Annotated in this window: 21 protein-coding genes; 5 read left to right on the top strand and 16 right to left on the bottom strand. The window is 72.0% G+C overall.

Translation table 11 applies throughout. The features are described 5' to 3' along the window. Positions 1 to 271 precede the first annotated feature (271 nt). The 7 genes from truB to rimP all read right to left on the bottom strand — a co-directional run bounded on the left by truB (position 272) and on the right by rimP (position 7,162). The gene (truB, locus tag ACFYUS_RS05070) at positions 272 to 1,171 is read right to left on the bottom strand and encodes a tRNA pseudouridine(55) synthase TruB (RefSeq protein WP_388845914.1); all 900 of its coding nucleotides are present in this window, start codon (positions 1,169 to 1,171) and stop codon (positions 272 to 274) included. Continuing rightward, complete coding sequence (gene rbfA / locus ACFYUS_RS05065) at positions 1,168 to 1,608, bottom strand: 30S ribosome-binding factor RbfA (RefSeq protein WP_388845912.1); 441 nt, start codon at positions 1,606 to 1,608, stop codon at positions 1,168 to 1,170. Before rbfA ends, truB begins: the two co-directional genes overlap by 4 nt. Positions 1,609 to 1,638: 30 nt before the next feature. After that, a complete protein-coding gene (locus ACFYUS_RS05060; protein ID WP_116158557.1) occupies positions 1,639 to 1,932 on the bottom strand; it encodes a DUF503 domain-containing protein in 294 nt (97 codons plus the stop codon). Between the two features lie 143 nt (positions 1,933 to 2,075). Next, positions 2,076 to 5,162, bottom strand: a complete 3,087-nt coding sequence (infB, locus tag ACFYUS_RS05055; protein WP_388845910.1) for a translation initiation factor IF-2 — start codon at positions 5,160 to 5,162, stop codon at positions 2,076 to 2,078. A 148-nt stretch (positions 5,163 to 5,310) separates the two neighbouring features. After that, complete coding sequence (locus ACFYUS_RS05050; RefSeq protein ID WP_388845908.1) at positions 5,311 to 5,592, bottom strand: YlxR family protein; 282 nt, start codon at positions 5,590 to 5,592, stop codon at positions 5,311 to 5,313. A 74-nt stretch (positions 5,593 to 5,666) separates the two neighbouring features. Continuing rightward, a complete protein-coding gene (nusA, locus tag ACFYUS_RS05045; RefSeq protein ID WP_376594950.1) occupies positions 5,667 to 6,662 on the bottom strand; it encodes a transcription termination factor NusA in 996 nt (331 codons plus the stop codon). A 2-nt stretch (positions 6,663 to 6,664) separates the two neighbouring features. Beyond that, a complete protein-coding gene (gene rimP, locus ACFYUS_RS05040; protein WP_388845906.1) occupies positions 6,665 to 7,162 on the bottom strand; it encodes a ribosome maturation factor RimP in 498 nt (165 codons plus the stop codon). A gap of 169 nt (positions 7,163 to 7,331) precedes the next feature. Between rimP and ACFYUS_RS05035 the strand changes: the two genes are divergently transcribed. The 4 genes from ACFYUS_RS05035 to ACFYUS_RS05020 are packed head-to-tail and all read left to right on the top strand — an operon-like array spanning position 7,332 to position 10,190. Continuing rightward, positions 7,332 to 7,889: a hypothetical protein gene (locus ACFYUS_RS05035; protein ID WP_388845904.1), complete on the top strand. Its 558-nt coding sequence runs from the start codon at positions 7,332 to 7,334 to the stop codon at positions 7,887 to 7,889. Beyond that, complete coding sequence (locus ACFYUS_RS05030; RefSeq protein WP_388845901.1) at positions 7,886 to 8,302, top strand: ferritin-like domain-containing protein; 417 nt, start codon at positions 7,886 to 7,888, stop codon at positions 8,300 to 8,302. The genes ACFYUS_RS05035 and ACFYUS_RS05030 overlap by 4 nt, the downstream gene beginning before the upstream one ends. Before the next feature lie 42 nt (positions 8,303 to 8,344). Continuing rightward, positions 8,345 to 9,244, top strand: coding sequence for an aminoglycoside phosphotransferase family protein (locus ACFYUS_RS05025; protein WP_388845899.1), 900 nt, complete (start codon positions 8,345 to 8,347; stop codon positions 9,242 to 9,244). A gap of 46 nt (positions 9,245 to 9,290) precedes the next feature. Then, a complete protein-coding gene (locus ACFYUS_RS05020) occupies positions 9,291 to 10,190 on the top strand; it encodes a slipin family protein (RefSeq protein WP_388845896.1) in 900 nt (299 codons plus the stop codon). Between the two features lie 49 nt (positions 10,191 to 10,239). On the opposite strand, the gene ACFYUS_RS05015 is transcribed toward ACFYUS_RS05020, so the two are convergent. The 8 genes from ACFYUS_RS05015 to ACFYUS_RS04980 form a co-directional block, all read right to left on the bottom strand. Next, positions 10,240 to 11,943: a proline--tRNA ligase gene (locus tag ACFYUS_RS05015; protein WP_388845893.1), complete on the bottom strand. Its 1,704-nt coding sequence runs from the start codon at positions 11,941 to 11,943 to the stop codon at positions 10,240 to 10,242. 71 nt (positions 11,944 to 12,014) lie between these two features. Further along, positions 12,015 to 12,560 carry a GNAT family N-acetyltransferase gene (locus tag ACFYUS_RS05010; RefSeq protein WP_388845890.1) on the bottom strand — a complete coding sequence of 182 codons (546 nt, stop codon included), beginning with the start codon at positions 12,558 to 12,560 and terminating at the stop codon, positions 12,015 to 12,017. A 42-nt stretch (positions 12,561 to 12,602) separates the two neighbouring features. Then, complete coding sequence (locus ACFYUS_RS05005) at positions 12,603 to 13,448, bottom strand: GNAT family N-acetyltransferase (protein ID WP_388845887.1); 846 nt, start codon at positions 13,446 to 13,448, stop codon at positions 12,603 to 12,605. Positions 13,449 to 13,578: 130 nt separating this feature from the next. Continuing rightward, on the bottom strand, positions 13,579 to 14,736 hold the full coding sequence (ispG, locus tag ACFYUS_RS05000; protein ID WP_388845884.1) for a flavodoxin-dependent (E)-4-hydroxy-3-methylbut-2-enyl-diphosphate synthase: 1,158 nt from the start codon (positions 14,734 to 14,736) through the stop codon (positions 13,579 to 13,581). A gap of 103 nt (positions 14,737 to 14,839) precedes the next feature. Beyond that, on the bottom strand, positions 14,840 to 16,147 hold the full coding sequence (locus ACFYUS_RS04995) for a M50 family metallopeptidase (RefSeq protein ID WP_388845881.1): 1,308 nt from the start codon (positions 16,145 to 16,147) through the stop codon (positions 14,840 to 14,842). Next, entirely contained in the window at positions 16,144 to 17,394 is a 1,251-nt protein-coding gene (gene dxr / locus ACFYUS_RS04990) for a 1-deoxy-D-xylulose-5-phosphate reductoisomerase (protein WP_388845878.1), read from the bottom strand. Before dxr ends, ACFYUS_RS04995 begins: the two co-directional genes overlap by 4 nt. Positions 17,395 to 17,428: 34 nt before the next feature. Continuing rightward, complete coding sequence (aroA, locus tag ACFYUS_RS04985; protein ID WP_388845874.1) at positions 17,429 to 18,664, bottom strand: 3-phosphoshikimate 1-carboxyvinyltransferase; 1,236 nt, start codon at positions 18,662 to 18,664, stop codon at positions 17,429 to 17,431. Between the two features lie 60 nt (positions 18,665 to 18,724). Continuing rightward, on the bottom strand, positions 18,725 to 20,650 hold the full coding sequence (locus ACFYUS_RS04980; RefSeq protein WP_388845871.1) for an acyl-CoA dehydrogenase family protein: 1,926 nt from the start codon (positions 20,648 to 20,650) through the stop codon (positions 18,725 to 18,727). Between the two features lie 134 nt (positions 20,651 to 20,784). Here ACFYUS_RS04980 and ACFYUS_RS04975 point away from each other — a divergent pair, with 134 nt between their 5' ends. Beyond that, positions 20,785 to 21,087, top strand: a complete 303-nt coding sequence (locus ACFYUS_RS04975) for a putative quinol monooxygenase (RefSeq protein ID WP_388845868.1) — start codon at positions 20,785 to 20,787, stop codon at positions 21,085 to 21,087. A 64-nt stretch (positions 21,088 to 21,151) separates the two neighbouring features. On the opposite strand, the gene ACFYUS_RS04970 is transcribed toward ACFYUS_RS04975, so the two are convergent. After that, positions 21,152 to 22,597, bottom strand: coding sequence for an aldehyde dehydrogenase family protein (locus tag ACFYUS_RS04970; RefSeq protein ID WP_388845865.1), 1,446 nt, complete (start codon positions 22,595 to 22,597; stop codon positions 21,152 to 21,154). Positions 22,598 to 22,701: the final 104 nt, after the last annotated feature.

The following is a 22,701-nucleotide window of genomic DNA, read 5'->3' as shown; positions in this document are numbered from 1 at the left end:
TGAGAGCCCGGCTCAACCGAAAAGCTCGGCCTCGGCCTGAGAGCCCGGCTCAACCGAAAAGCTCGGCCTCGGCCTGAGAGCCCGGCTCAACCGAAAAGCTCGGCCTCGGCCTGAGAGCCCGGCTCAACCGAAAAGCTCGGCCTCGGCCTGAGAGCCCGGCTCAACCGAAAAGCTCGGCCTCGGCCTGAGAGCCCGGCTCAACCGAAAAGCTCGGCCTCGGCCTGAGAGCCCGGCTCAACCGAAAAGCTCGGCCTCGGCCTGAGAGCCCGGCTCAACCGAAGACGGCGAGGCTCTTCGCCTTGCCCCGCTGGTCCTCGACGAGCGCGAGCAGCGTGCCCCCCGGGCCGTAGACCGCGACGGGCCCCTTCGGGTACTCCGGCATCTCCAGGCGGACGCCGTTGAGCAGCAGCCTGGCCCGCTTCTCGTCGACGTCCCAGCGCGGGAAGGCCGCCGCGGCCGCGTCGGCGACCGGCATGACCGTGAGCTCCTCCTGGAGCTGGTCCAGGGTCCTGGCCGAGTCCAGCTTGTACGGGCCGACCCGGGTGCGGCGCAGCGCGGTCAGGTGACCGCCCACGCCGAGTCCGGCGCCGAGGTCCCGGGCGAGCGCCCGGATGTACGTACCGGAGGAGCAGACCACCGAGACGACCAGGTCGACGACGGGCGTGCCGTCCTCGGCGGTCGCCTCGCGGACGTCGTACACGCGGAAGGAGGAGACGGTGACCGGGCGGGCCGGGATCTCGAACTCCTCGCCGCCGCGCACGCGCGCGTACGACCGCTTGCCGTCGATCTTGATCGCGGAGACCTTCGACGGGACCTGCATGATGTCGCCGGTCAGCTCGGCGACGCCGGCGTCGATCTGCTCGCGGGTGACCTTCGAAGCGTCGACCGACGCCGTGATCTCGCCCTCGGCGTCGTCGGTGATCGTCGTCTGGCCCAGGCGGATGGTGCCCAGGTACTCCTTCTCGGTCAGCGCGAGGTGACCGAGGAGCTTGGTGGCCCGCTCCACGCCGAGGACGAGGACGCCCGTGGCCATGGGGTCGAGCGTGCCGGCGTGGCCGACGCGGCGGGTCTTGGCGATCCCGCGCATCTTGGCGACGACGTCGTGCGAAGTGAAGCCCGACGGCTTGTCGACGATGACAAGGCCGTCGGGCGTCTTCTGTACGTTGCTCATTCGGCGGCTTCGTCCTCGCCCTGCTTCTTGTAGGGGTCGGCCTCGCCCGCGAAGGTGGCGCCCGAGGAGGCCTGACGCACCTGGGCGTCCGAGGCCCGCGCCTTGTCGAGGAGGTCCTCGATCGTGCGCGCGTTCTCCGGGAGGGCGTCGGCGACGAAGGTCAGGGTCGGGGTGAACTTGGTCCCCGCCGCCCGGCCCACGGCCGAGCGGAGGATGCCCTTGGCGCTCTCCAGGCCGGCCGCGGCGCTCGCCCGCTCCTCGTCGTCGCCGTAGACCGTGTAGAAGACCGTGGCCTCCCGCAGGTCACCGGTGACGCGGGTGTCCGTGATGGTCACGTGCGTGCCCAGGCGGGGGTCCTTGATGCCGCGCTGCAGCTTCTCGGCGACCACCTCCCGGATGAGGTCTGCCAGCTTCTTCGCCCGCGCGTTGTCGGCCACTGGTCCTTCTCCTTCTTTGCCTTGCTCAGATCAGTCTTCATCAGTGTGGAGCCTGCGGCGCACCGAAAGCAGCTCCACCTCGGGACGCGCGGCGACGAGCCGCTCACAGCGGTCGAGCACGTCCGATACGAATCCGGCGTCCCCGGACACCAGCGCCACGCCCAGCCGGGCCCTGCGATGGAGGTCCTGGTCGCCCACTTCCGCCGCGCTCACGGAGAACTTGCGCTGGAGCTCGGCGACGATGGGCCGGACGACGGAGCGTTTCTCCTTCAACGAATGAACGTCGCCGAGGAGCAGGTCGAAGGACAGAGTCCCCACGTACATGCGGTGCCGGATGTCCCGCCGGTTCGGGTTCGGTGGCCTGCCACGCCGTCGCTTGGCAGGGACACCAGAACCGTACACGCAACGGCCGGGGCCGATCGACGGAAATACTTCCCGCCGACCGGCCCCGGACGCAGCCCTGCGCGTTACGCGCGCGGCTTCTCGCGCATCTCGTACGTCGCGATGACGTCGTCGATCTTGATGTCGTTGTAGTTTCCGAGGTTGATACCGCCCTCGAAGCCTTCACGAATCTCGGTGACGTCGTCCTTGAAGCGGCGCAGACCGTGGATGGTGAGGTCCTCGGCGATGACCTTGCCGTCGCGGAGGAGGCGCGCCTTGGTGTTGCGCTTGACCTCGCCCGAGCGGATGAGGACACCGGCGATGTTGCCCAGCTTGGACGAGCGGAAGACCTCGCGGATCTCCGCCGTACCGAGCTCGACCTCTTCGTACTCCGGCTTGAGGAGGCCCTTGAGCGCCGCCTCGATCTCCTCGATCGCCTGGTAGATGACCGAGTAGTACCGGACGTCGACGCCCTCGCGCTCCGCCATCTGCGCGGCACGGCCGGCCGCACGGACGTTGTAGCCGATGACGATGGCGTCGGAGCCCATCGCCAGGTCGATGTCGGACTCGGTGACCGCACCCACACCGCGGTGCAGGACCCGGATGTCGACCTCTTCGCCGACGTCGAGCTGGAGCAGCGAGGCTTCGAGGGCCTCGACCGCACCGGACGCGTCGCCCTTGATGATGAGGTTGAGTTCCTGGACCAGACCGGCCTTGAGCACCTTGTCGAGGTCCTCGAGGGACACCCGGCGGACGCGCTTGGCGAAGGCGGCGTTGCGCTCACGCGCAGCGCGCTTCTCGGCGATCTGACGGGCCGTACGGTCCTCGTCGACGACCAGGAGGTTGTCGCCGGCACCCGGCACGTTGGTGAGACCGAGCACCAGGACGGGAGTCGACGGGGTCGCCTCCTCGACGTTGTTGCCCTTGTCGTCGAGCATCGCCCGGACGCGGCCGTACGCGTCGCCGACCACCACGGTGTCGCCGATGCGCAGCGTTCCGCGCTGGACCAGGACGGTCGAGACGGCACCGCGACCGCGGTCGAGGTGGGACTCGATCGCAATGCCCTGCGCGTCCTGGTTCGGGTTGGCCCGAAGGTCGAGCGAGGCGTCGGCGGTGAGGACGACGGCCTCGAGCAGGGAGTCGATGTGCAGACCCTGCTTGGCGGAGATGTCGACGAACATCGTGTCGCCGCCGTACTCCTCGGCCACCAGACCGAACTCGGTCAGCTGACCGCGGACCTTGACCGGGTCGGCACCCTCGACGTCGATCTTGTTGACCGCGACGACGATCGGGACGCCGGCGGCCTTGGCGTGGTTGAGCGCCTCGATCGTCTGCGGCATGACGCCGTCGTTGGCCGCGACCACGAGGATCGCGATGTCGGTCGACTTCGCACCACGGGCACGCATGGCGGTGAACGCCTCGTGACCCGGGGTGTCGATGAAGGTGATGCGACGCTCTTCGTCGTTGACCTGGGTCGAGACCTGGTAGGCACCGATGTGCTGGGTGATGCCACCGGCCTCGCCCGCGACGACGTTCGTCTTGCGGATCGCGTCGAGGAGTCGGGTCTTACCGTGGTCGACGTGACCCATGACGGTGACGACCGGCGGACGGGAGACCAGAGCCTCTTCGCCGCCCTCGTCCTCGCCGAACTCGATGTCGAAGGACTCGAGGAGCTCGCGGTCCTCCTCCTCCGGGCTGACGATCTGAACGGTGTAGTTCATCTCGTCACCGAGCATCTGCAGCGTGTCGTCGGAGACCGACTGCGTGGCCGTGACCATCTCACCGAGGTTCATCATCACCGCGACGAGCGACGCCGGGTTGGCGCCGATCTTCTCGGCGAAGTCGGTGAGGGAGGCACCGCGCGACAGGCGAATGGTGTCGCCGTTGCCGCGAGGCAGCATCACGCCGCCCACGGACGGGGCCTGCATGGCCTCGTACTCCTGGCGCCTCTGACGCTTCGACTTGCGACCACGACGCGCGGGACCGCCGGGACGACCGAAGGCGCCCTGCGTGCCACCACGGCCACCCGGGCCACCGGGACGGCCACCGAAGCCACCGGGACGACCGCCGAAGCCGCCGCCACCGCCGCCGGGACCACCCGGACGACCGCCGCCGCCACCGGGACCACCGGGACGACCGGCGAAGCCGCCGCCGCCACCGCCGGGACCGGCCGGACGACCGGCGAAGCCGGGACGACCGCCGCCACCGCCGGGACCGCCCGGACGACCGCCGGGGCCACCGGGGCCACGACCGCCGGGACCGGGACGCGGGCCGGCAGCGGGACGCTGCGGCATCATGCCCGGGTTCGGACGGTTACCGCCGGGCGCGCCGCCCGGACGGGGAGCCTGCGGACGAGGCATGCCACCGGGGGTCGGACGCGGAGCGCCGCCCTGGGGACGCGGGGCGCCACCGGGGCCACCCTGCGGACGCGGGGCGCCCGGAACGGCACCGGGGCCGCCGGGACGGGGAGCGCCGCCACCCGGACGGGGCGCCTGCGGGCGCGCCATTCCGGTGGAGCCACCCGAGGTGAAGGGGTTGTTGCCCGGACGGGGACCGGCCGGACGAGCACCGCCCGGACGGGGGGCCTGCTGGCCGCCGGGGCGCGGAGCGCCCTGGCCCTGCGGGCGGGGGGCACCCTGACCCGGGCGGGCGGGACGCTCGCCGGTGGGACGGGGGCCCGGAGTGGCGCCACCGGAACGCGGACCGGCGGCGGGAGCCGACGGGGGCGCGGTGAACTCCGGGGCGGCCGGAGCCGGCGTGACCGGCTTGGGCGCGGGCTTCGGGCCCGGGCGGGGGCCCGAGGCGGCCGGAGCCGGAGAGGGGGTGCTGCTCGCGGGCGCGGCCGGAGTGACCGGGGCCGGCGCCGCAGGCGCGGCGGGGGCCGGCTTGGGGGCCGGGGCGCCGGGCTTCGGGGCAGCGGGACGAGCCACGGCGGCCGGAGACGGCGCCGCGGGGGAAGGCGCCGCCTTGCGGGGCGCGCCGGGCTTGGCAGCGGTCTTGCCGGCGTTGCCGCCGGGACCCTGCAAAGCGTCAGTCAACTTGCGCACGACCGGCGCCTCGATCGTCGAGGACGCCGAACGGACGAATTCACCGAGTTCTTGGAGCTTGGCCATGACGACCTTGCTCTCCACGCCGAACTCCTTGGCGAGTTCGTATACCCGGACCTTAGCCACTTCGCTCCTTTTAGGTCCGGTTACCGCCGGACCGTCGCTACTTCATGGGCGTACTCATCGCGTACTCATCGAGTGCTCATCGCAATCTCGACCTACTTCCAACTCGCGAGGTACCTGACCGCACGGTGTTCCGTGCCGTACTTCTTGTTCACTGCGGTGCCGTCTGCTCGACGTGGTGGCGGAGTGCCTCCGTGTCGAGCGGTCCCTGGACCTTGAAGGCCCTCGGGAAGGCCCGGCGGCGGACCGCCAGGTCGAGACAGACCACGGCGGGGTGCAGGTACGCACCCCGGCCGGGCAGCGTACCGCGATGATCAGGAACACACTCGTCCTTGTTCATCACGATCCGCAGCAGATCGCTCTTGGCCGCTCGCTCCCGGCATCCCACGCAGGTTCGCTCAGGGCACGCGCAGGCATGCGTCCGGCCAGACACGATTAAGTCTACCTCCCCGTACCGACCTCACCTGTTTGGGGCAAGAATCGAACAGTCGTTGGCCAAAAACGGGCTCAGCCCTGCGGCTCGGCCGGCTCGGTGTCCGGACGGATGTCGATGCGCCAGCCGGTGAGCCGCGCGGCGAGGCGGGCGTTCTGGCCCTCCTTGCCGATCGCGAGGGACAGCTGGTAGTCCGGCACCGTCACCCGCGCGGAGCGGGCGGCGAGGTCCACGATCTCGACCTTGGAGACCCGCGCCGGCGAGAGCGCGTTCGCCACCATCTCGGCCGGGTCGTCCGACCAGTCGACGATGTCGATCTTCTCGCCGAGCAGCTCCGCCATCACGTTGCGGACGCGGCTGCCCATCGGGCCGATGCAGGCGCCCTTGGGGTTCAGGCCCGAACGGGTGGACCGGACGGCGATCTTGGTGCGGTGACCGGCCTCACGGGCGATGGCCGCGATCTCGACCGAGCCGTCGGCGATCTCCGGCACCTCCAGGGCGAAGAGCTTCTTCACCAGGTTGGGGTGCGTGCGCGAGAGGGTGACGGACGGACCGCGGACGCCCTTCGCCACCCGGACGACGTACGTGCGCAGCCGCAGACCGTGCGTGTAGTCCTCGCCCGGCACCTGCTCCTGCACCGGAAGGATGGCCTCCAGCTTGTCGTCCAGCTTGACGAGGACGTTCTTCGGGTCCTTGCCCTGCTGCACCACACCGGCGACGACATCGCCCTCGCGGCGCGCGTACTCGCCGAAGGTCACGTCGTTCTCGGCGTCCCGCAGCCGCTGCTGGATGACCTGGCGGGCGGTGCTCGCCGCGATCCGGCCGAAGTCCGACGGGGTGTCGTCGAAGTCCTTGGGCTCCTGGCCCTCCTCCAGGTCGGAGGGGTCCTCCTTCGCCCACACCGTCACGTGGCCGGTGGCCCGGTTCAGCTCCACGCGCGCGTGGCGGCGGGCGTCGGGGGTGCGGTGGTACGCGATGAGGAGGGCCGACTCGATCGCCTCGACCAGCATCTCGAAGGAGATTTCCTTCTCCTGTGCCAAGCCCTTCAGGAGCTTCACGTCGATGTCCACGGCTACGCCTCCTCTTCCTTCTTGTCCTTGCGGTTGAACTCGATCTCGACACGCGCCTTGACGATCTCGGCGAACTCGACCCGGCGGGCGGTGGGCTTGCGCCCCTTCACGCCCGGCACCTCCATGTCGAGGCCGTCCTCGTCCACGGCCAGGATGCGCGCGACCAGGTCCCCGCCCTCGGCCAGCTGGAGCTTGGCCAGGCGGCCGGTGGCGCGCACGTAGTGGCGGCGCTCGGTGAGGGGGCGCTCGGCACCGGGGGAGCTGACTTCGAGGACGTACTCGCCGTCGCCCATCACGTCGGTCTCGTCGAGCTTCTCGGAGATCTCGCGGCTCAGCTCGGCGCAGACGTCCAGCTCCACGCCCTCGTCCGAGTCGACGACGATCCGCAGCAGTCCGCGGCGGCCGGCCCGGGACACCTCGATCTCTTCCAGATCCAGGTCCTTCGCGGCGACGAGCGGCTCCACGAGTCCGCGCAGCCTGTCGCTCTGGGTGGTGCTCATCCGGGTGACTCCTCGGCCGCGTGTGCTGTTGTGGGTTCGTCGCGTGTCAGCACAAAGGGTATCCGGTCCGGGAGGGTGTTGCCGTCCATCGCCCCGGTGCCCGCGGGTACGCTCGCCTGCGGTGATCTCGACGATCTACGACCACGGACGGCGGACGGGGAGAGCAGGCGTGACGACGACGGGCAGACGCGCACTCCTCGTGGCGGGTGCGGCGGCGGGAGCGACGGCCCTCGCGGCCTGCACCTCCTCCGGCGGAGGGCCCCGGCGGCCGAGCGCCGCCGAGCGCGAGGCCGAACGGGTGGCGCGCGCCGAGGCGGCCCTGCGGCTGCGGTCGGTGACCGCGGCGCGCGACCTGCTGGAACGTTACGACGCGGCGCTCGCCGCACACCCCGTCCTGGTACCCCGGCTGACCCCGCTGCGGCACGCGGTGGCGGCGCACGCGAAGGCGCTCGGCGAGGGCGGTGCGACGCCGAAGCCCACGACGTCCGCCTCCCCGGGGGCCACCTCCTCCGCGTCCCCGAAACCCACGGCCTCCCCCTCGGCCGTACGGGTGGCGGCGGACCCCCGGACCGCCCTCGCGGAGCTCGCAGCCGCCGAGCGCACCGCCTCCGACGGGCACACGGCCGCCCTGCTCGCCGCCCCGCCCGAGTACGCCCGGCTGCTCGCCTCCGTGGCGGCGTCCGGCGCCGCCCACGCCTACCTGCTGACCGAAGGAGCCCGGGCATGAGCGCCCTCGACGCGACCCAGGCCGCGCTGGCCGCCGAGCACGCCGCGGTGTACGGGTACGGGGTCGTCGGCGCCCGGATCGGCACCGAGCGGCGGGCCGAGGCCACCGCCGCGTACGAGGCGCACCGGGCGCGTCGGGACGCGCTGCGCCGGACCGTCAAGGACCTCGGCGGGGCTCCGGTGGCGGCGGAGGCCGCGTACGCGCTGCCGTTCCCGGTCGCGGACCCGGCCGGCGCGGTACGGCTCGCGGCCGTCCTGGAGGACCGGGTGGCCGGGGTGTACTCCGACCTCGTACGGGCCGCCGAGGGCCGCGCGCGGGGCGAGGCGGCCGCCGCGCTCCGGGAGGCGGCCGTACGCGCCGTCCGCTGGCGCGGCAGCGACGTAACCTTTCCTGGGCTCGCCGAGCGGGTGTAGTCCCGCCCCGACCGAGTCCCCGACCGAAGGAACAACGTACGCATGGGTTTCGAACCGCCGCAGCGACTGGCCAGGACGCTCGGTGAGACGTACGGGGACGCCGCGGCGGCCGAGTGGCTCGGGAAGCTGCCCGGGCTCACCGATCAGGCGCTCGCCCACGCGTCCCTGGACGCCGAACGGGTGATGGCCCCCGGCGGACGCAGCAGCCTGGTCGTGCTCGTCCGGCGCTCCGACGGCTCCCCCGCCGCGCTCAAGATCGCACCCCCGTTCACCCGGCCGGAGCTCGAACGGGACGCGCTGGCGCACTGGAACGGCTGGGGCCCGGTCCAGCTCCTCGACGGGGCCGGGGAGGGCGCGCTCGTCCTCGAACGGCTGCACCCCGAGGTCTCCCTGCGCTCCCTGCCGGAGGCGAAGGCGCTCCTGGAGGCCGCGGGCACCGTACGGAAGCTGTGGGTCGATCCCCCGGCGGGGCACGGTTTCGAGACGGTGGCGGAGCGGACGGACCGGCAGGCGCGGGCGATGGCGCCCCACCGGTCGGAGGCCGCGACCGCCGAACTGACGGCGGCGGCGCTCGCGGCCCGCGAGGAGCTGGTGGCCTCCTCCCCCGAGTCCCTGCTGCTGCACGGGAACTTCCGGCAGGGCAAGGTGCTCGCCGGCGACCGGACGCCCTGGCTGGCCGTGGGCCCCGAGCCCCTGGTGGGCGAGCGGGCCTACGACCTCGCCCGGCTCGTACGGGACAGGGTCGAGGACCTCGTGGCCGCGTCCTCCGGGGCCTCGGCGGCCCGGCGACGGGTCAACAAGCTGGCGGACTCCCTGGACCTGGACCGGGAGCGGCTGCGCGGCTGGACCCTCTTCCGCGCGGTCGAGTCGGGGACGCGGGCGCTGGCGGCGGGGCGGCGGCAGGATGCCGAGCTGCTCCTGGAGTTCGCGAGCTGGCTGTAGGGGAATACCCTTTTTGTAGCTTTCGGCTCGATTCCAGGGGGCCGTGATGATCCAAGAGGTACTGATGCTGGCGGCCGGCGTGGGTGCGGCGATCGCGGTGTACGCGGGCGCGGCGGCCCGGGTCGTGAAGCAGTACGAGCGGGGCGTCGTCTTCCGCTTCGGTCGGCTGCGCGGCGACGTGCGGGCGCCGGGATTCACGATGATCGTTCCGGTCGTCGACCGCATGCACAAGGTGAACATGCAGATCGTCACGATGCCCGTGCCCGCGCAGGAGGGCATCACCCGGGACAACGTGACGGTGCGGGTGGACGCGGTCGTGTACTTCAAGGTCGTCGACCCCGCGGACGCGGTGGTGCGGGTCGAGGACTACAAGTTCGCGGTCTCGCAGATGGCGCAGACCTCGCTGCGGTCGATCATCGGCAAGAGCGACCTCGACGACCTGCTGTCCAACCGGGAGAAGCTCAACCAGGGCCTGGAGCTGATGCTCGACAGCCCGGCGATGGGCTGGGGCGTCGCCATCGACCGCGTCGAGATCAAGGACGTCTCGCTGCCCGAGACGATGAAGCGCTCGATGGCCCGGCAGGCGGAGGCGGACCGCGAGCGGCGCGCGCGGGTCATCAACGCGGACGCGGAACTCCAGGCCTCGAAGAAGCTCGCCGAGGCGGCGGGGGTCATGGCGACGGAGCCGGCCGCCCTTCAGCTCCGTCTGCTGCAGACCGTCATGGCGGTGTCCGCCGAGAAGAACTCGACCCTGGTCCTTCCCATCCCGGTGGAGCTGCTCCGCTTCCTGGAACGCGCGACGCCGACGGGCCCGACGGACGGGTCCGCACCGGCGCCGCTCCCCCTGAGCGAGGCGTATCTGAAGGGCCGCGCGGCGGCCCAGGAGGCCGTCGAGGACCTCACGGGCCCCTCGATCGAACCGGCCCCCCGGTCCAAGGGAACCTGACCCGCGCCGGGCCGCGGCGGGGCCCCGTGCGGGGCCCCGCCGCGGGCCGTCACGCCGTCAGACGGGCCAGGGCCTCGTCGACCGTGAGCTCCTCGCGCTCGCCCGTGCGGCGGTCCTTGAGCTCCAGGACGCCCTCGCCGGCGCGGCGGCCGGCGACGAGGATCTTCGGGACGCCCATGAGCTCGGAGTCGGTGAACTTGACGCCCGGGGAGACGCCGGCGCGGTCGTCGACCAGGACGCGGAGGCCGGCGGCGGAGAGCTTCTCGGAGACTTCGAGGGCGAGCTCGATCTGGAGGGCCTTGCCGGCGGCGACGACGTGGACGTCGGCGGGGGCGACCTCGGCCGGCCAGCACAGGCCCTTCTCGTCGGCGGTCTGCTCGGCGAGGGCCGCGACCGCGCGGGAGACGCCGATGCCGTAGGAGCCCATGGTCACGCGGACCGGCTTGCCGTTCTGGCCGAGGACGTCGAGCTTGAGGGCGTCGGCGTACTTGCGGCCCAGCTGGAAGATGTGGCCGATCTCGATGGCGCGGTCCAGCTTCAGGCCGGTTCCGCACTTGGGGCACGGGTCGCCGTCCTGGACGACGACGACGTCGACGTACTCCTCGACCTCGAAGTCACGGCCCGCGACGACGTTCTTCGCGTGCATGCCGTCCTTGTTGGCACCCGTGATCCACGCGGTGCCGGGCGCCACGCGCGGGTCGGCGATGTAGGTGACCTTCTCCAGGCCCTGCGGGCCGACGTAGCCGCGGACGAGGTCGGTGCGGACCGCGAAGTCCTCCTCCGTCACCAGCTCGACCGTGGCCGTCGGGCCGAAGTGCTCCTCGACCTTGTCCATGTCGACCTCGCGGTCGCCGGGGACGCCGATGGCGACGATCTCGCCGTCGACCTTCACGAGGAGGTTCTTGAGCGTGGCGGAGGCCGGCACGCCGAGGGAGGCCGCGAGGGTCTCGATCGTCGGGGTGTCGGGGGTGGGGATCTCCTCGGCGGCCGGGACGGCCGAGCCGTCGACCGGCTTCACCGTCTGGTACACCGCTTCGGTGTTCGCGGCGAAGTCGCAGTTCGGGCAGTCGGCGAAGGTGTCCTCGCCGGCCTCGGCCGGGGCGAGGAACTCCTCGGACTTCGAGCCGCCCATGGCGCCGGCGGTGGCGGCGACGATGCGGTAGTCGAGGCCGAGGCGCTCGAAGACGCGCTGGTAGGCCTGGCGGTGCAGGGCGTACGAGTGCGCGAGGCCCTCGTCCTCCGTGTCGAAGGAGTACGAGTCCTTCATGAGGAACTCGCGGCCGCGCAGGATGCCGGCGCGGGGGCGGGCCTCGTCACGGAACTTGTTCTGGATCTGGTAGAGGATCACCGGCAGGTCCTTGTAGGACGAGCACTGGTCCTTGACCAGGAGGGTGAAGATCTCCTCGTGGGTCGGGCCGAGGAGGTAGTCGCCGCCCTTGCGGTCCTGGAGGCGGAAGAGCTCGGCGCCGTACTCGTCCCAGCGGCCGGTCGCCTCGTACGGCTCACGGGGCAGCAGCGCGGGCAGGGTGACCTCCTGCGCGCCGATGGCGTCCATCTCCTCGCGGACGATCCGCTCGATGTTGGAGAGGACCTTCTTGCCCAGCGGCAGCCAGCTCCAGATGCCGGCGGCGGTGCGGCGGACGTAGCCGGCGCGGACGAGGAGCTTGTGGCTGAGGACCTCGGCGTCCGCCGGGTCGTCGCGCAGCGTCTTCGCCATCAACTGGGACATGCGCTGGACCGGTGCGTTGGCCATGGTTCTCGTACTCCTGAAGGGACGGACGGTGATGGCCCCGAGGTTAGCCGGGCGGCACCGGCGACGAGAAATCAGTTCCGGCGCTTGAGCGGCAGCGGGGCGCCCATCACGGCGTACGGGCGGGGGGCGCTCGGGAAGTGCACCTGGCGGGCGAGGTCGACGTAGCCGAGGGCCCGGTAGAGGCCGCGGGCGGGGCTCTCGGTGTCGATCGCGGAGAGGATCGAGCGCGGTTCGGCGGCGCCGTCGGTGATGGTGGTGATCAGCTCGCGGCCCACGCCCCGGCCCTGGAAGTCGGGGTGGACGTGGAGTTCGGTGATGACGAAGGAGTCGTCGAGCCAGTCGGCGGTGCCGGTGGCGCGCAGATACGTCTCGACGACGGTCGACCACCAGTGGGTGCGGTCGTTGGGCATCCCGTACACGAAGCCGACGAGCCGCCCGTCGGGGGTGGTGGCCCCGTAGGCCCGGGCGCCGGGGCTGAGGAGGTGGCGCAGCACGATGTGGCGGCGTACGGCGACCTCGCCCGCGTCCAGGCCGAAGGCGACCGCCTGCACGGCGAGGGCCTCGTCCACCCGGGCGGCGAGATTGACCGGACCGATCACGACCTCTGCGTCATCCATGCGGCGCACCCTACAAGTGCCCGCCCGCGTCGGACAGCACGTTCAGAACAGCACGCTCATGAACGCGCCGGTCTCGCGGAAGCCGACGCGGCGGTACGCGGCCCTCGCCGGGGCGTTGAAGTCGTTGACGTACAGGCTGACGAGGGGGGCGACGTCGGCCAGGGCGTACTGGAGGACGGCGGCCATGCCCGTCTCGGAGAGGCGCTTGCCGCGGTGCTCGGGGGCGACCCAGACGCCCTGGATCTGGCAGGCCTGGCGGGTGGCGGCGCCGATCTCGGCCTTGAAGACGACCTTGCCGTCCTCGATGCGGGCGAAGGAGCGCCCGGAGCCGACGAGTTCGGCGACGCGGGCCTGGTAGAGCAGTCCGCCGTCGTTGGCGAGCGGGGAGACGCCGACCTCCTCGGTGAACATGGCCACGCAGGCGGGCATGATCACCTCCATCTCGTTCTTGCGGACGCGGCGCACCAGCGGATCGGGCGTGACGGCGGCGGAGGGCTCCTCGGCGACCATCAGCGGCTGGTGGGCGCGGACGTCCCTCGCGGGGCCCCAGCTGGGCTCCAGGAGCCTCCACAGCTCGCCGGTGGCCTCTGCGGGGCCGACGATCGAGGAGCAGCGGCGGCCGATCCTGCGGGCCCGGTCCGCGAAGGCGCGGACGGCCTCGGGGGTGGCGCAGATGGGGACGAGGTTGGCGCCGGAGTAGCAGAGGGAGCGGAGCCTGCCCTCGACGTACCAGCCCCACATCTCGCCGCCGAGGCGCCAGGGATCGAGCCCGGCGACCTGGACGCGGGCGGTCACGAAGGCGTTCTCGACGGGGGCGCTCTCCAGGACGGCGAGTGCGGCGCCGAGGTCGGCGGGTTCGAGGACCCGAGTGGTGGTCTCTGTCAGCACGAGGGGGCCTCACGGTACGGATCTGCTGGTCCCCGCACTGTACCTCCGCGCCCTGTGGTGGAGCCCGTCATGCGCGAGAAGCCCCTCCACCGGGTGGGGTGGGAGGGGCTTCACGCTTCGGAGAGGCAGGTCAGGCGCCGATGGCGACCGTCGGCTCGCCGCTCGCGACGCCGTCCTTCTCCATCTGCTCGGCGATCTTGAGCGCCTCTTCGATGAGGGTCTCGACGATCTTCGACTCGGGGACGGTCTTGATGACCTCGCCCTTGACGAAGATCTGGCCCTTGCCGTTGCCGGAGGCGACGCCGAGGTCGGCCTCGCGGGCCTCGCCGGGGCCGTTGACGACGCAGCCCATGACGGCGACGCGCAGCGGGACGGTCATGCCGTCGAGGCCGGCGGTGACCTCCTCGGCGAGCTTGTAGACGTCGACCTGGGCGCGGCCGCAGGAGGGGCAGGAGACGATCTCCAGGCGGCGCTGGCGCAGGTTCAGCGACTCCAGGATCTGCATGCCGACCTTGATCTCCTCGGCCGGCGGGGCGGAGAGGGAGACGCGGATGGTGTCGCCGATGCCCTGGGAGAGCAGGGCGCCGAAGGCGACGGCCGACTTGATGGTGCCCTGGAAGGCCGGGCCCGCCTCGGTGACGCCGAGGTGCAGCGGGTAGTCGCACTGGGCGGCGAGCTGGCGGTAGGCCTCGACCATGATCACCGGGTCGTTGTGCTTGACCGAGATCTTGATGTCGCGGAAGTCGTGCTCCTCGAAGAGGGAGGCCTCCCAGAGGGCGGACTCGACGAGCGCCTCGGGGGTGGCCTTGCCGTACTTCTTCAGGAGGCGGGCGTCGAGCGAGCCGGCGTTGACGCCGATCCGGATCGGGGTGCCGGCGTCGGAGGCCGCCTTGGCGATCTCCTTGACCTTGTCGTCGAACTGCTTGATGTTGCCCGGGTTGACGCGGACGGCCGCGCAGCCGGCGTCGATCGCGGCGAAGACGTACTTCGGCTGGAAGTGGATGTCCGCGATGACCGGGATCGAGGACTTCCGGGCGATCGTGGCGAGCGCGTCGGCGTCGTCCTGGGTGGGGCAGGCCACGCGCACGATCTGGCAGCCGGAGGCGGTCAGCTCGGCGATCTGCTGGAGCGTGGCGCCGATGTCGGAGGTGCGGGTCGTCGTCATCGACTGGACGGAGACGGGCGCGTCACCGCCGACGGCCACGCTGCCGACCTGGATCTGGCGGCTCTTGCGCCGCTCGGCGAGCCGGGTCGGAACGGTCGGGATACCGAGAGAAATCGCGGTCATCTGAAGTGCAACCTCAAGGTTGTGCGTCGGCGGGCTCAGGTCTCCGAGGTTACCGCCCCGGGGGCGGGGGGCCGGACACCACCGGGTCCGGCCCCCCTGCGGGCTACGTGATCTTCACCGGGTTGACGATGTCGGCGGCGAGGACGAGCAGCGTGAAACAGACGAACACGCCGGCCACCACGTAGGCGGCGGGCATCAGCTTGGCCACGTCGAACGGGCCGGGGTCGGGGCGCTTGAAGATCCGGGCGACGTGACGGCGCAGGGACTCCCACAGGGCGCCCGCGATGTGGCCGCCGTCGAGCGGCAGCAGCGGGAGCATGTTGAACAGGAACAGCGAGACGTTGAACATGACCAGCAGGTTCATGAACATCACGAGGATCGTCGTCGGCGGGGCCTCGACGGTCATCAGCTCGCCGGTGATGCGGGCGGCGCCGACGACGCCCACCGGCGAGTCCTCGGCGCGCTCGCCGTCCCCGAAGGTGGCGTCCCACAGGCCGGGGATCTTGCCCGGGAGGGCGATCACCGAGTGGACGCCGTTCTCCATGAGCTCGGTCATGCGATCGGTGGTCTCGCCGAAGGTGAGCGGCGCGATCTCGGTCTTGGAGGCGAAGCCGAGGTAGCCGGCCTTGGTGTACTGCGCCGGCTGGACGACCTTGCCGTCCGCGTCCTTCTTCGGCACCACGTTGGGGACGAGGACGGGGTGCAGGTCGAGGCGCTGTCCGGCCCGCTCGACGGTGACCGTCGCGGGGCCGATGGTGTCGCGGATGTGGTCGGAGAGGGTGTCCCAGTCGGACACCGGCGTGCCGTTGAAGGCGACGATCTTGTCGCCTTCCCGCAGACCGGCCTTGTACGCCGGGGAGACCGGGTCGCCCGCCTTGCAGGTGTCGCGCTTCTCGCTCTGCTTGATGACGCACTTCTGGACGCCGGCGACCTGGGTCGTCTGCCCCGCGGTGCCGATCGTCATCATCGAGCCGAAGAACAGCGCCGCCGCCAGGACCAGGTTCATGAACGGTCCGGCGAACATCACGATGACGCGCTTCCACGGCTTGCGCGTGTAGAACAGTCGCGTCTCGTCGCCGGGTTCGAGCTCCTCGTACGAGGCCTCGCGGGCGTCCTCGATCATCGAGCGCCAGGGCGAGGTGGAGCGGGCCTCGATCTTGCCGTCCTCGCCGGGCGGGAACATGCCGATCATGCGGATGTAGCCGCCGGCGGGGATGGCCTTGATGCCGTACTCGGTGTCGCCGCGCTTCTTCGACCAGATCGTGGGGCCGAAGCCGACCATGTACTGCGGCACGCGGATGCCGAAGAGCTTGGCCGTGGAGAGGTGGCCGAGCTCGTGCCACGCGATGGAGACGAGGAGGCCGAGGGCGAACAGCACGATGCCCAGGGCGTACAGGAGCATTTCGGTCATGCGCGGGCCTCCGCTGTTGCCTTCGCTGCGAGCTCTCGGGCCCGGGCTCGCGCCCAGGTCTCCGCTTCGAGGACGTCCGACACCGTGAGCGAGGTTCCCCGGCTGGGCTTTCCGTGCTCGGTGACGACAGCGGTGACCGTATCCATGATTCCGTTGAACGGCAGCCGTCCGGCGAGAAACGCCTCGACGCACTCCTCGTTCGCCGCGTTGAAGACGGCCGGGGCGGTGCCGCCCAGTTCGCCCACGTGCCGGGCCAGGCCGACGGACGGGAAGGCCTCGGTGTCGAGCGGGAAGAACTCCCAGGTGGAGGCCTTGGTCCAGTCGAAGGCGGGGGCCGCGTCCGGGACGCGCTCGGGCCAGCCGATGCCGATGGCGATCGGGCCGCGCATGTCCGGCGGGGTGGCCTGGGCGAGCGTGGAGCCGTCCGTGAACTCGACCATCGAGTGGACGTACGACTGCGGGTGGACGACGACCTCGATGCGGTCGAACGGGATGTCGTAGAGCAGGTGGGCCTCGATGACCTCCAGGCCCTTGTTCACCAGGGTCGCGCTGTTGACCGTGATCACCGGGCCCATCGCCCAGGTCGGGTGGGCGAGCGCGTCCTCGCGGGTGACATGGGCCAGCTGCTCGCGCGTACGGCCGCGGAAGGGGCCGCCGGAGGCCGTCACGACCAGCTTGCGGACGTCGGCGCGGGTGCCGGCGGCGAGCGCCTGGAAGAGGGCCGCGTGCTCGGAGTCGACCGGGATGATCTGGCCCGGCTTGGCGAGCGCCTTGACCAGGGGGCCGCCGACGATCAGCGACTCCTTGTTGGCGAGGGCGAGGGTGCGGCCGGCTTCGAGGGCGGCGAGGGTGGGCGCGAGGCCGATGGAGCCGGTGATGCCGTTGAGGACGGTGTGGCACGGGGAGGCGGCCAGCTGGGTGGCGGCGTCGGGGCCCGCGAGCAGCTCGGGGAGCGGCTCGGAGCCGTACAGCGCCGTCAGCGCCTCGCGCAGCTCGGGCAGCGCCTCCTCGCGGGCCACGGCGACCGCGGCGACCTTCAGCCGGTGCGCCTGCTCGGCGAGCAGCCCGACCCGGCCGCCGGAGGCGGCCAGGGCGGTGACCCGGAAGCGGTCGGGGTTGCGCAGGACGAGGTCGATGGCCTGGGTGCCGATGGATCCGGTCGAGCCGAGGACGACGATGTCCCGGCGTCCTTCGGACACGTCGAAGGCGATGTGCGGATCGGCGAGAGGAGAGGGGCGGTCGCTCATGCCCCCCATTCTTGCCGCAAAGCCTGTGCGGTCTTCACGCGGTGTGGGCGTACCTGTGGAAAACCTGGTGGAAGTCGGGGAAGGTCTTCTTCACGCAGCCGGGGTCGTCGAAGGTGATCCCGGGGGTGCGCAGCGCGGTGACCGCGAAGGACATGACGATCCGGTGGTCGCCGTGGGTGGCGATCTCGACGGGGCCGGCCGGGGTGCCGGGGTGGATCTCGATCCAGTCGGGTCCGGTCTCGACGGTGATGCCGAGGCGGCGGAGGTTCTCGGCGCAGGCGTCGAGCCGGTCGCATTCCTTGACCCGGGTGTTGGCGACGTCCTCGATGCGGACGGGCCCGTCGGCGAAGGGCGCGATCGCGGCCAGGGTCGGCATGGTGTCGGAGATGTCCCGCATGTTGACGGTGAGTCCGCGCAGGGTGCCGGTGGAGCGGACGGTCGTCGCCGTGTCGGTGATCTCGACGTCGGCGCCCATGCGGCGCAGCACGTCGACGAAGGCCAGGTCGCCCTGGAGGGCGCCGGTCCCGAGGCCGGGGACGGTGACGGAGCGGCCCGGTTCGAGGGCCGCGGCGGCGAAGAAGTAGCTGGCGGTGGAGGCGTCGGGCTCGATCCCGTACGTCCGCGCCCGATAGCCGGTGGGGGCGACCTCGTAGGTGCGCCCCTCCTGCCGGATCTCGGCCCCGAAGGCCCGCATCATCGCGAGCGTGATCTCGACGTACGGCTCCGAGACCAGGTCCGTGACGGTGATGTCGAGGCCCTCGGTGGTGAGCGGGCCCAGCATCAGCAGGGCCGTCAGGTACTGGGAGGACTGCCCGGCGTCGAGGGTGAGCGCGCCGCCCTTCACGCCGGCGGCGTGGACGCTGAGCGGGTGGTGGCCGTCCTTCCCGGCGTGCCGCAGGTCGACGCCGAGCTCGCGCAGGGCGGTGCTGAGCGGGCCGAGGGGCCGGCGGCGCATCTGCGCGGAGGCGTCGAAGCGGTAGGTGCCGTGGCCGGCGGCGGCCAGGGTCGGCAGGAAACGGGCGGTGGTGGCGCCGTCCCGGCAGTACACCTCGGCGTCGGCGACCCCCGGCCCGGCGGGGCGGCCCTCGATGTGCCAGGCGTCGGGCTCGCGGCGGACGCCGTAGCCGAGGGCGGTGAGGCCCTCGGCGAAGCCCTCGGTGTCGTCGGAGACGAGCGGGCGCAGGAGGGTGGTGGTGCCCTCCGCGGCGGCGGCGAGGAAGAGCGCGCGGGCGGTGACGGACTTGGAGCCGGGGATGTCGATGAGGGTCACGGGGCCATTGTGTCGGGCCGCGCCACCCGTGCGGGGGATCGTTCCGCATGGCGGAACGTGCTAGGAGATCGTGCGGTGGACGTTCTCCTCCGTGGACGGTCCCGGGGCCGCCTCCGCGATCCAGGGGCCCTCGCCGCTCGGGTCCACGATGCCCGCCTCCAGCCATGTGTAGCGGCCGGCGAGGACGCCGTCGACGACGCGCCGGTCGAGGTCGTCCGTGTTGGACCAGAGGCGGGTGAAGAGTTCGTCGACGCGGAGGCGGGCCTGGCGGCAGAAGGCGTCCGCCAGCTGGTGGGCCTCGGGGCCGTGCTCCCCGGTGGTGCGGAGGAGTTCGGCCCGTACGCAGGCCGCGCTCATCGCGAAGAGCTCCGCCCCGATGTCGACGATCCGCCCGAGGAAGGCCTGCTTGAGCTCCATGCGGCCCTGCCAGCGGGACATCGCGTAGAAGGTGGACCGGGCGAGCCTGCGGGAGGTCCGCTCGACGTACCGGAGGTGGCCCGCGAGGCCGCCGAACTCGCCGTACGCACCGGGGAGCTGTCCGGCGCCGGTGACGAGCCCGGGGAGCCAGCGGGCGTAGAAGCCCCCTGCCCGGGCCCCCGCCCTCGCCTTGTCGGCGAGGGACTTCTCGGGGTCGATGAGGTCCCCTGCGACGGAGAGGTGGGCGTCGACGGCCTCGCGGGCGATCAGCAGGTGCATGATCTCGGTCGAGCCCTCGAAGATCCGGTTGATCCGCAGGTCGCGCAGGAGCTGTTCGGCGGGGACGGCCCGTTCGCCGCGGGCGGCGAGCGAGTCGGCGGTCTCGTAGCCGCGTCCGCCGCGGATCTGGACGAGTTCGTCGGCGATCAGCCAGGCCTTCTCGGAGCCGTACAGCTTGGCGAGGGCGGCCTCGATGCGGATGTCGTTGCGGTCCTCGTCGGCCAGTTGGGAGGCGAGGTCGACGACGGCCTCCAGGGCGAAGGCGGTGGCCGCGATGAAGGAGATCTTGGTGCCGACGGCCTCGTGGCGGCCGACGGGCCTGCCCCACTGCTCGCGCTCCCCCGACCACTCGCGGGCGATCTTCAGGCACCACTTGGCGGCGCCCGCGCAGGTGGCGGGGAGGGAGAGGCGGCCGGTGTTGAGGGTGGTGAGGGCGATCTTGAGGCCGGCGCCCTCGGGGCCGATGCGGTGGGACGCGGGGACCCGGACGCGGTGGAAGCGGGTGACGCCGTTCTCCAGGCCGCGCAGGCCCATGAAGGCGTTGCGGTGCTCGACGGTGATGCCGGGGGCGTCGGCCTCGACGACGAAGGCGGTGATGCCGCCGGGGTGCCCTTCGGAGGCGGGGACGCGGGCCATGACGACGAGGAGGTCGGCGACGACCCCGTTGGTGGTCCACAGCTTCACGCCGTCGAGGACGTAGGCGTCGTCCCCGTCGGGCACGGCGCTGGTGGCGAGCCGGGCCGGATCGGAGCCGACGTCGGGCTCGGTGAGCAGGAAGGCGGAGAGGTCGGTGCGGGCGAGCCGGGGCAGGAAGGCGTCCTTCTGCTCCTGGGTGCCGAAGAGTTTCAGCGGCTGCGGTACGCCGATCGACTGATGCGCGGAGAGCAGGGCACCGACGGCGGGGCTGGCGGAGCCGACGAGGGCGAGGGCGCGGTTGTAGTACAGCTGGGTGAGGCCGAGCCCGCCGTACTTCGGGTCGATCTTCATCCCGAGGGCGCCGAGCTCCTTGAGTCCGGTGATCGTCTCGTCGGGGATGCGGGCCTCGCGCTCGATGCGGGCGCCGTCGATCCGGGTCTCGCAGAAGTCGCGGAGGGCGGCGAGGAAGGCCTCGCCGCGGCGGACGTCCTCGGCGGCGGGGAGCGGGTGCGGGTGGACGAGGTCGAGGCGGAAGCGGCCGAGGAACAGCTCCTTCGCGAAGCTGGGCCTGCGCCAGTCCCGCTCGCGGGCGGCCTCGGCGACCTGCCGGGCCTCGCGCTCGGTGACCTTGGGCCGCTGGGCGGGTGCGGACATCTCCACCTCCTGGGGCTTCCTGTCCGTCGTACCCGATTCCGCCCGGTCCGGAAAGAGGAGGCGATCCCTCCGGGCATGTCCTCCTGGTGAGACGCTCCGACCGTCCCGCGGGGGCCGCGCGTAGGGTCCGCGGCATGTCTCAGCCGATCAAGCTCATCGTCCTCGTCACCACGCAGCCCGGCCGGGGTGCGGAACAGGTCGCCGCCTTCGAGGCGCTCGCGCCCCTCGTGCGGGCGGAGGAGGGCTGCCTGCGGTACGACCTGCACCGGGTGGCCGACGACCCCGACCGCTTCGCCCTGATCGAGCGCTGGGCCTCGGCCGAGGCCCTCGCCGCGCACGACGCCGCCCCGCACATGGCCGCGGCCGACGCCGCGAACAAGGCCTTCCGCGCGGGGCCGGCCGAGGTGATCCGCCTCGACGACTCCCCCGTGGCATGACGAAAGACGGCCCGAGCCCCCGCACAGTGGGCTCGGACCGCCTGGTCTCTCGGAGGCGTACGCCTTACAGGGCGAGGCCCGTCAGGACGAGCACGCGCTCGTAGGTGTAGTCATCCATGGCGTACTTGACGCCCTCTCGACCCACGCCGGAACGCTTGGCACCGCCGTACGGCATCTGGTCGGCGCGGTACGAGGGGACGTCGCCGACGATCACGCCGCCGACCTCCAGGGCGCGGTGGGCGCGGAAGGCGGTCTGCAGGTCGTGGGTGAAGACGCCCGCCTGGAGGCCGAAGTCCGAGTCGTTGACCGCGGCGAAGGCCTCGGCCTCGCCGTCGACCTTGGCGATCGTCAGGACCGGGCCGAAGACCTCGGCGCGGGCCAGGGTGACGTCGGCCGGGAGGTCGGTGAGGACGGTCGGGGCGTAGGTCGCGCCCTCGCGCTTGCCACCGGCGAGGAGCTTGGCGCCGGCCGCGACGGCCTCGTCGACCCAGGACTCGACGCGCTTGGCGGCGGCCTCGTCGACGAGCGGGCCGACGTCGGTGGCGTCGTCCGCCGGGTCACCGGTGACCTGCGCCTCGACGGCGGCGACGATCTTCGGCACCAGGCGGTCGTAGACCGAGGCGTCGGCGATCACGCGCTGCACGGAGATGCAGGACTGGCCGCCCTGGTAGTTGGAGAAGGTCGCCATGCGGGTCGCGGCCCAGTCCAGGTCGGCCTCGGAGGACCAGTCGGGCAGGACGACGGCCGCGGCGTTGCCGCCGAGCTCCAGGGTGCAGTGCTTGTGCGGCACCGACTGCTGGATGGCGTAGCCGACCTTGTCGGAGCCGGTGAAGGAGATGACGGGGAGGCGCTCGTCCTGGACGAGGGCGGGCATGCGGTCGTTCGGGACCGGCAGGACGGACCAGGAGCCGGCCGGCAGGTCGGTCTCGGCCAGGATCTCGCCCAGGATCAGGGAGGAGATCGGGGTGGCCGGGGCCGGCTTGAGGATGATCGGGGCACCGACGGCGATGGCCGGGGCGACCTTGTGGGCGCCGAGGTTCAGCGGGAAGTTGAACGGCGCGATGCCGAGGACGACGCCCTTGGGGATGCGGCGGGTGAGGGCGAGGCGGCCCACGCCGCCGGCCTCGGTGTCCAGGCGCTGGGCCTCGCCGGCGTTCCAGCGGCGGGTCTCCTCGGCGGCGAAACGGAAGACGGAGACGGCACGGCCGACCTCGCCGCGGGCCCACTTGATGGGCTTGCCGTTCTCGGCGGAGATCAGCAGGGCGATCTCCTCGGTGCGCTCGGCGAGCCGCTTCGACACGTGGTCGAGGGCGGCGGCGCGGACGTGCGCCGGGGTGGCGGCGAACTCGTCGACGACGGCGTACGCGGCGGCCACGGCCTCCTCGACCTGGGCCTCGGTGGGCACGCTGACCTTGCCGACCAGACGTCCGTCGTACGAGTTCGTGACGTCGAAGGTGGCGTCGCCGGTGGCCTCGCGGCCGGCGAGCCAGAAGGCGTGGGTGGTCGTCATTGCGTCCCGGCCCTTTCCGTTTCGGGGAGCGAGCGATTGCTCTGGTGACACGTTAGGGCCGGGGCGGCGGGCGCGGGCTTGTCCGGTATGGAGTAGTGGGGGTG

The organism is Streptomyces sp. NPDC004284 (assembly GCF_042874035.1).
Classification (GTDB): Bacteria; Actinomycetota; Actinomycetes; order Streptomycetales; family Streptomycetaceae; genus Streptomyces.
Note: the sequence above shows the minus strand (reverse complement) of the source record. Positions and strands in the feature narration are given on the sequence as shown.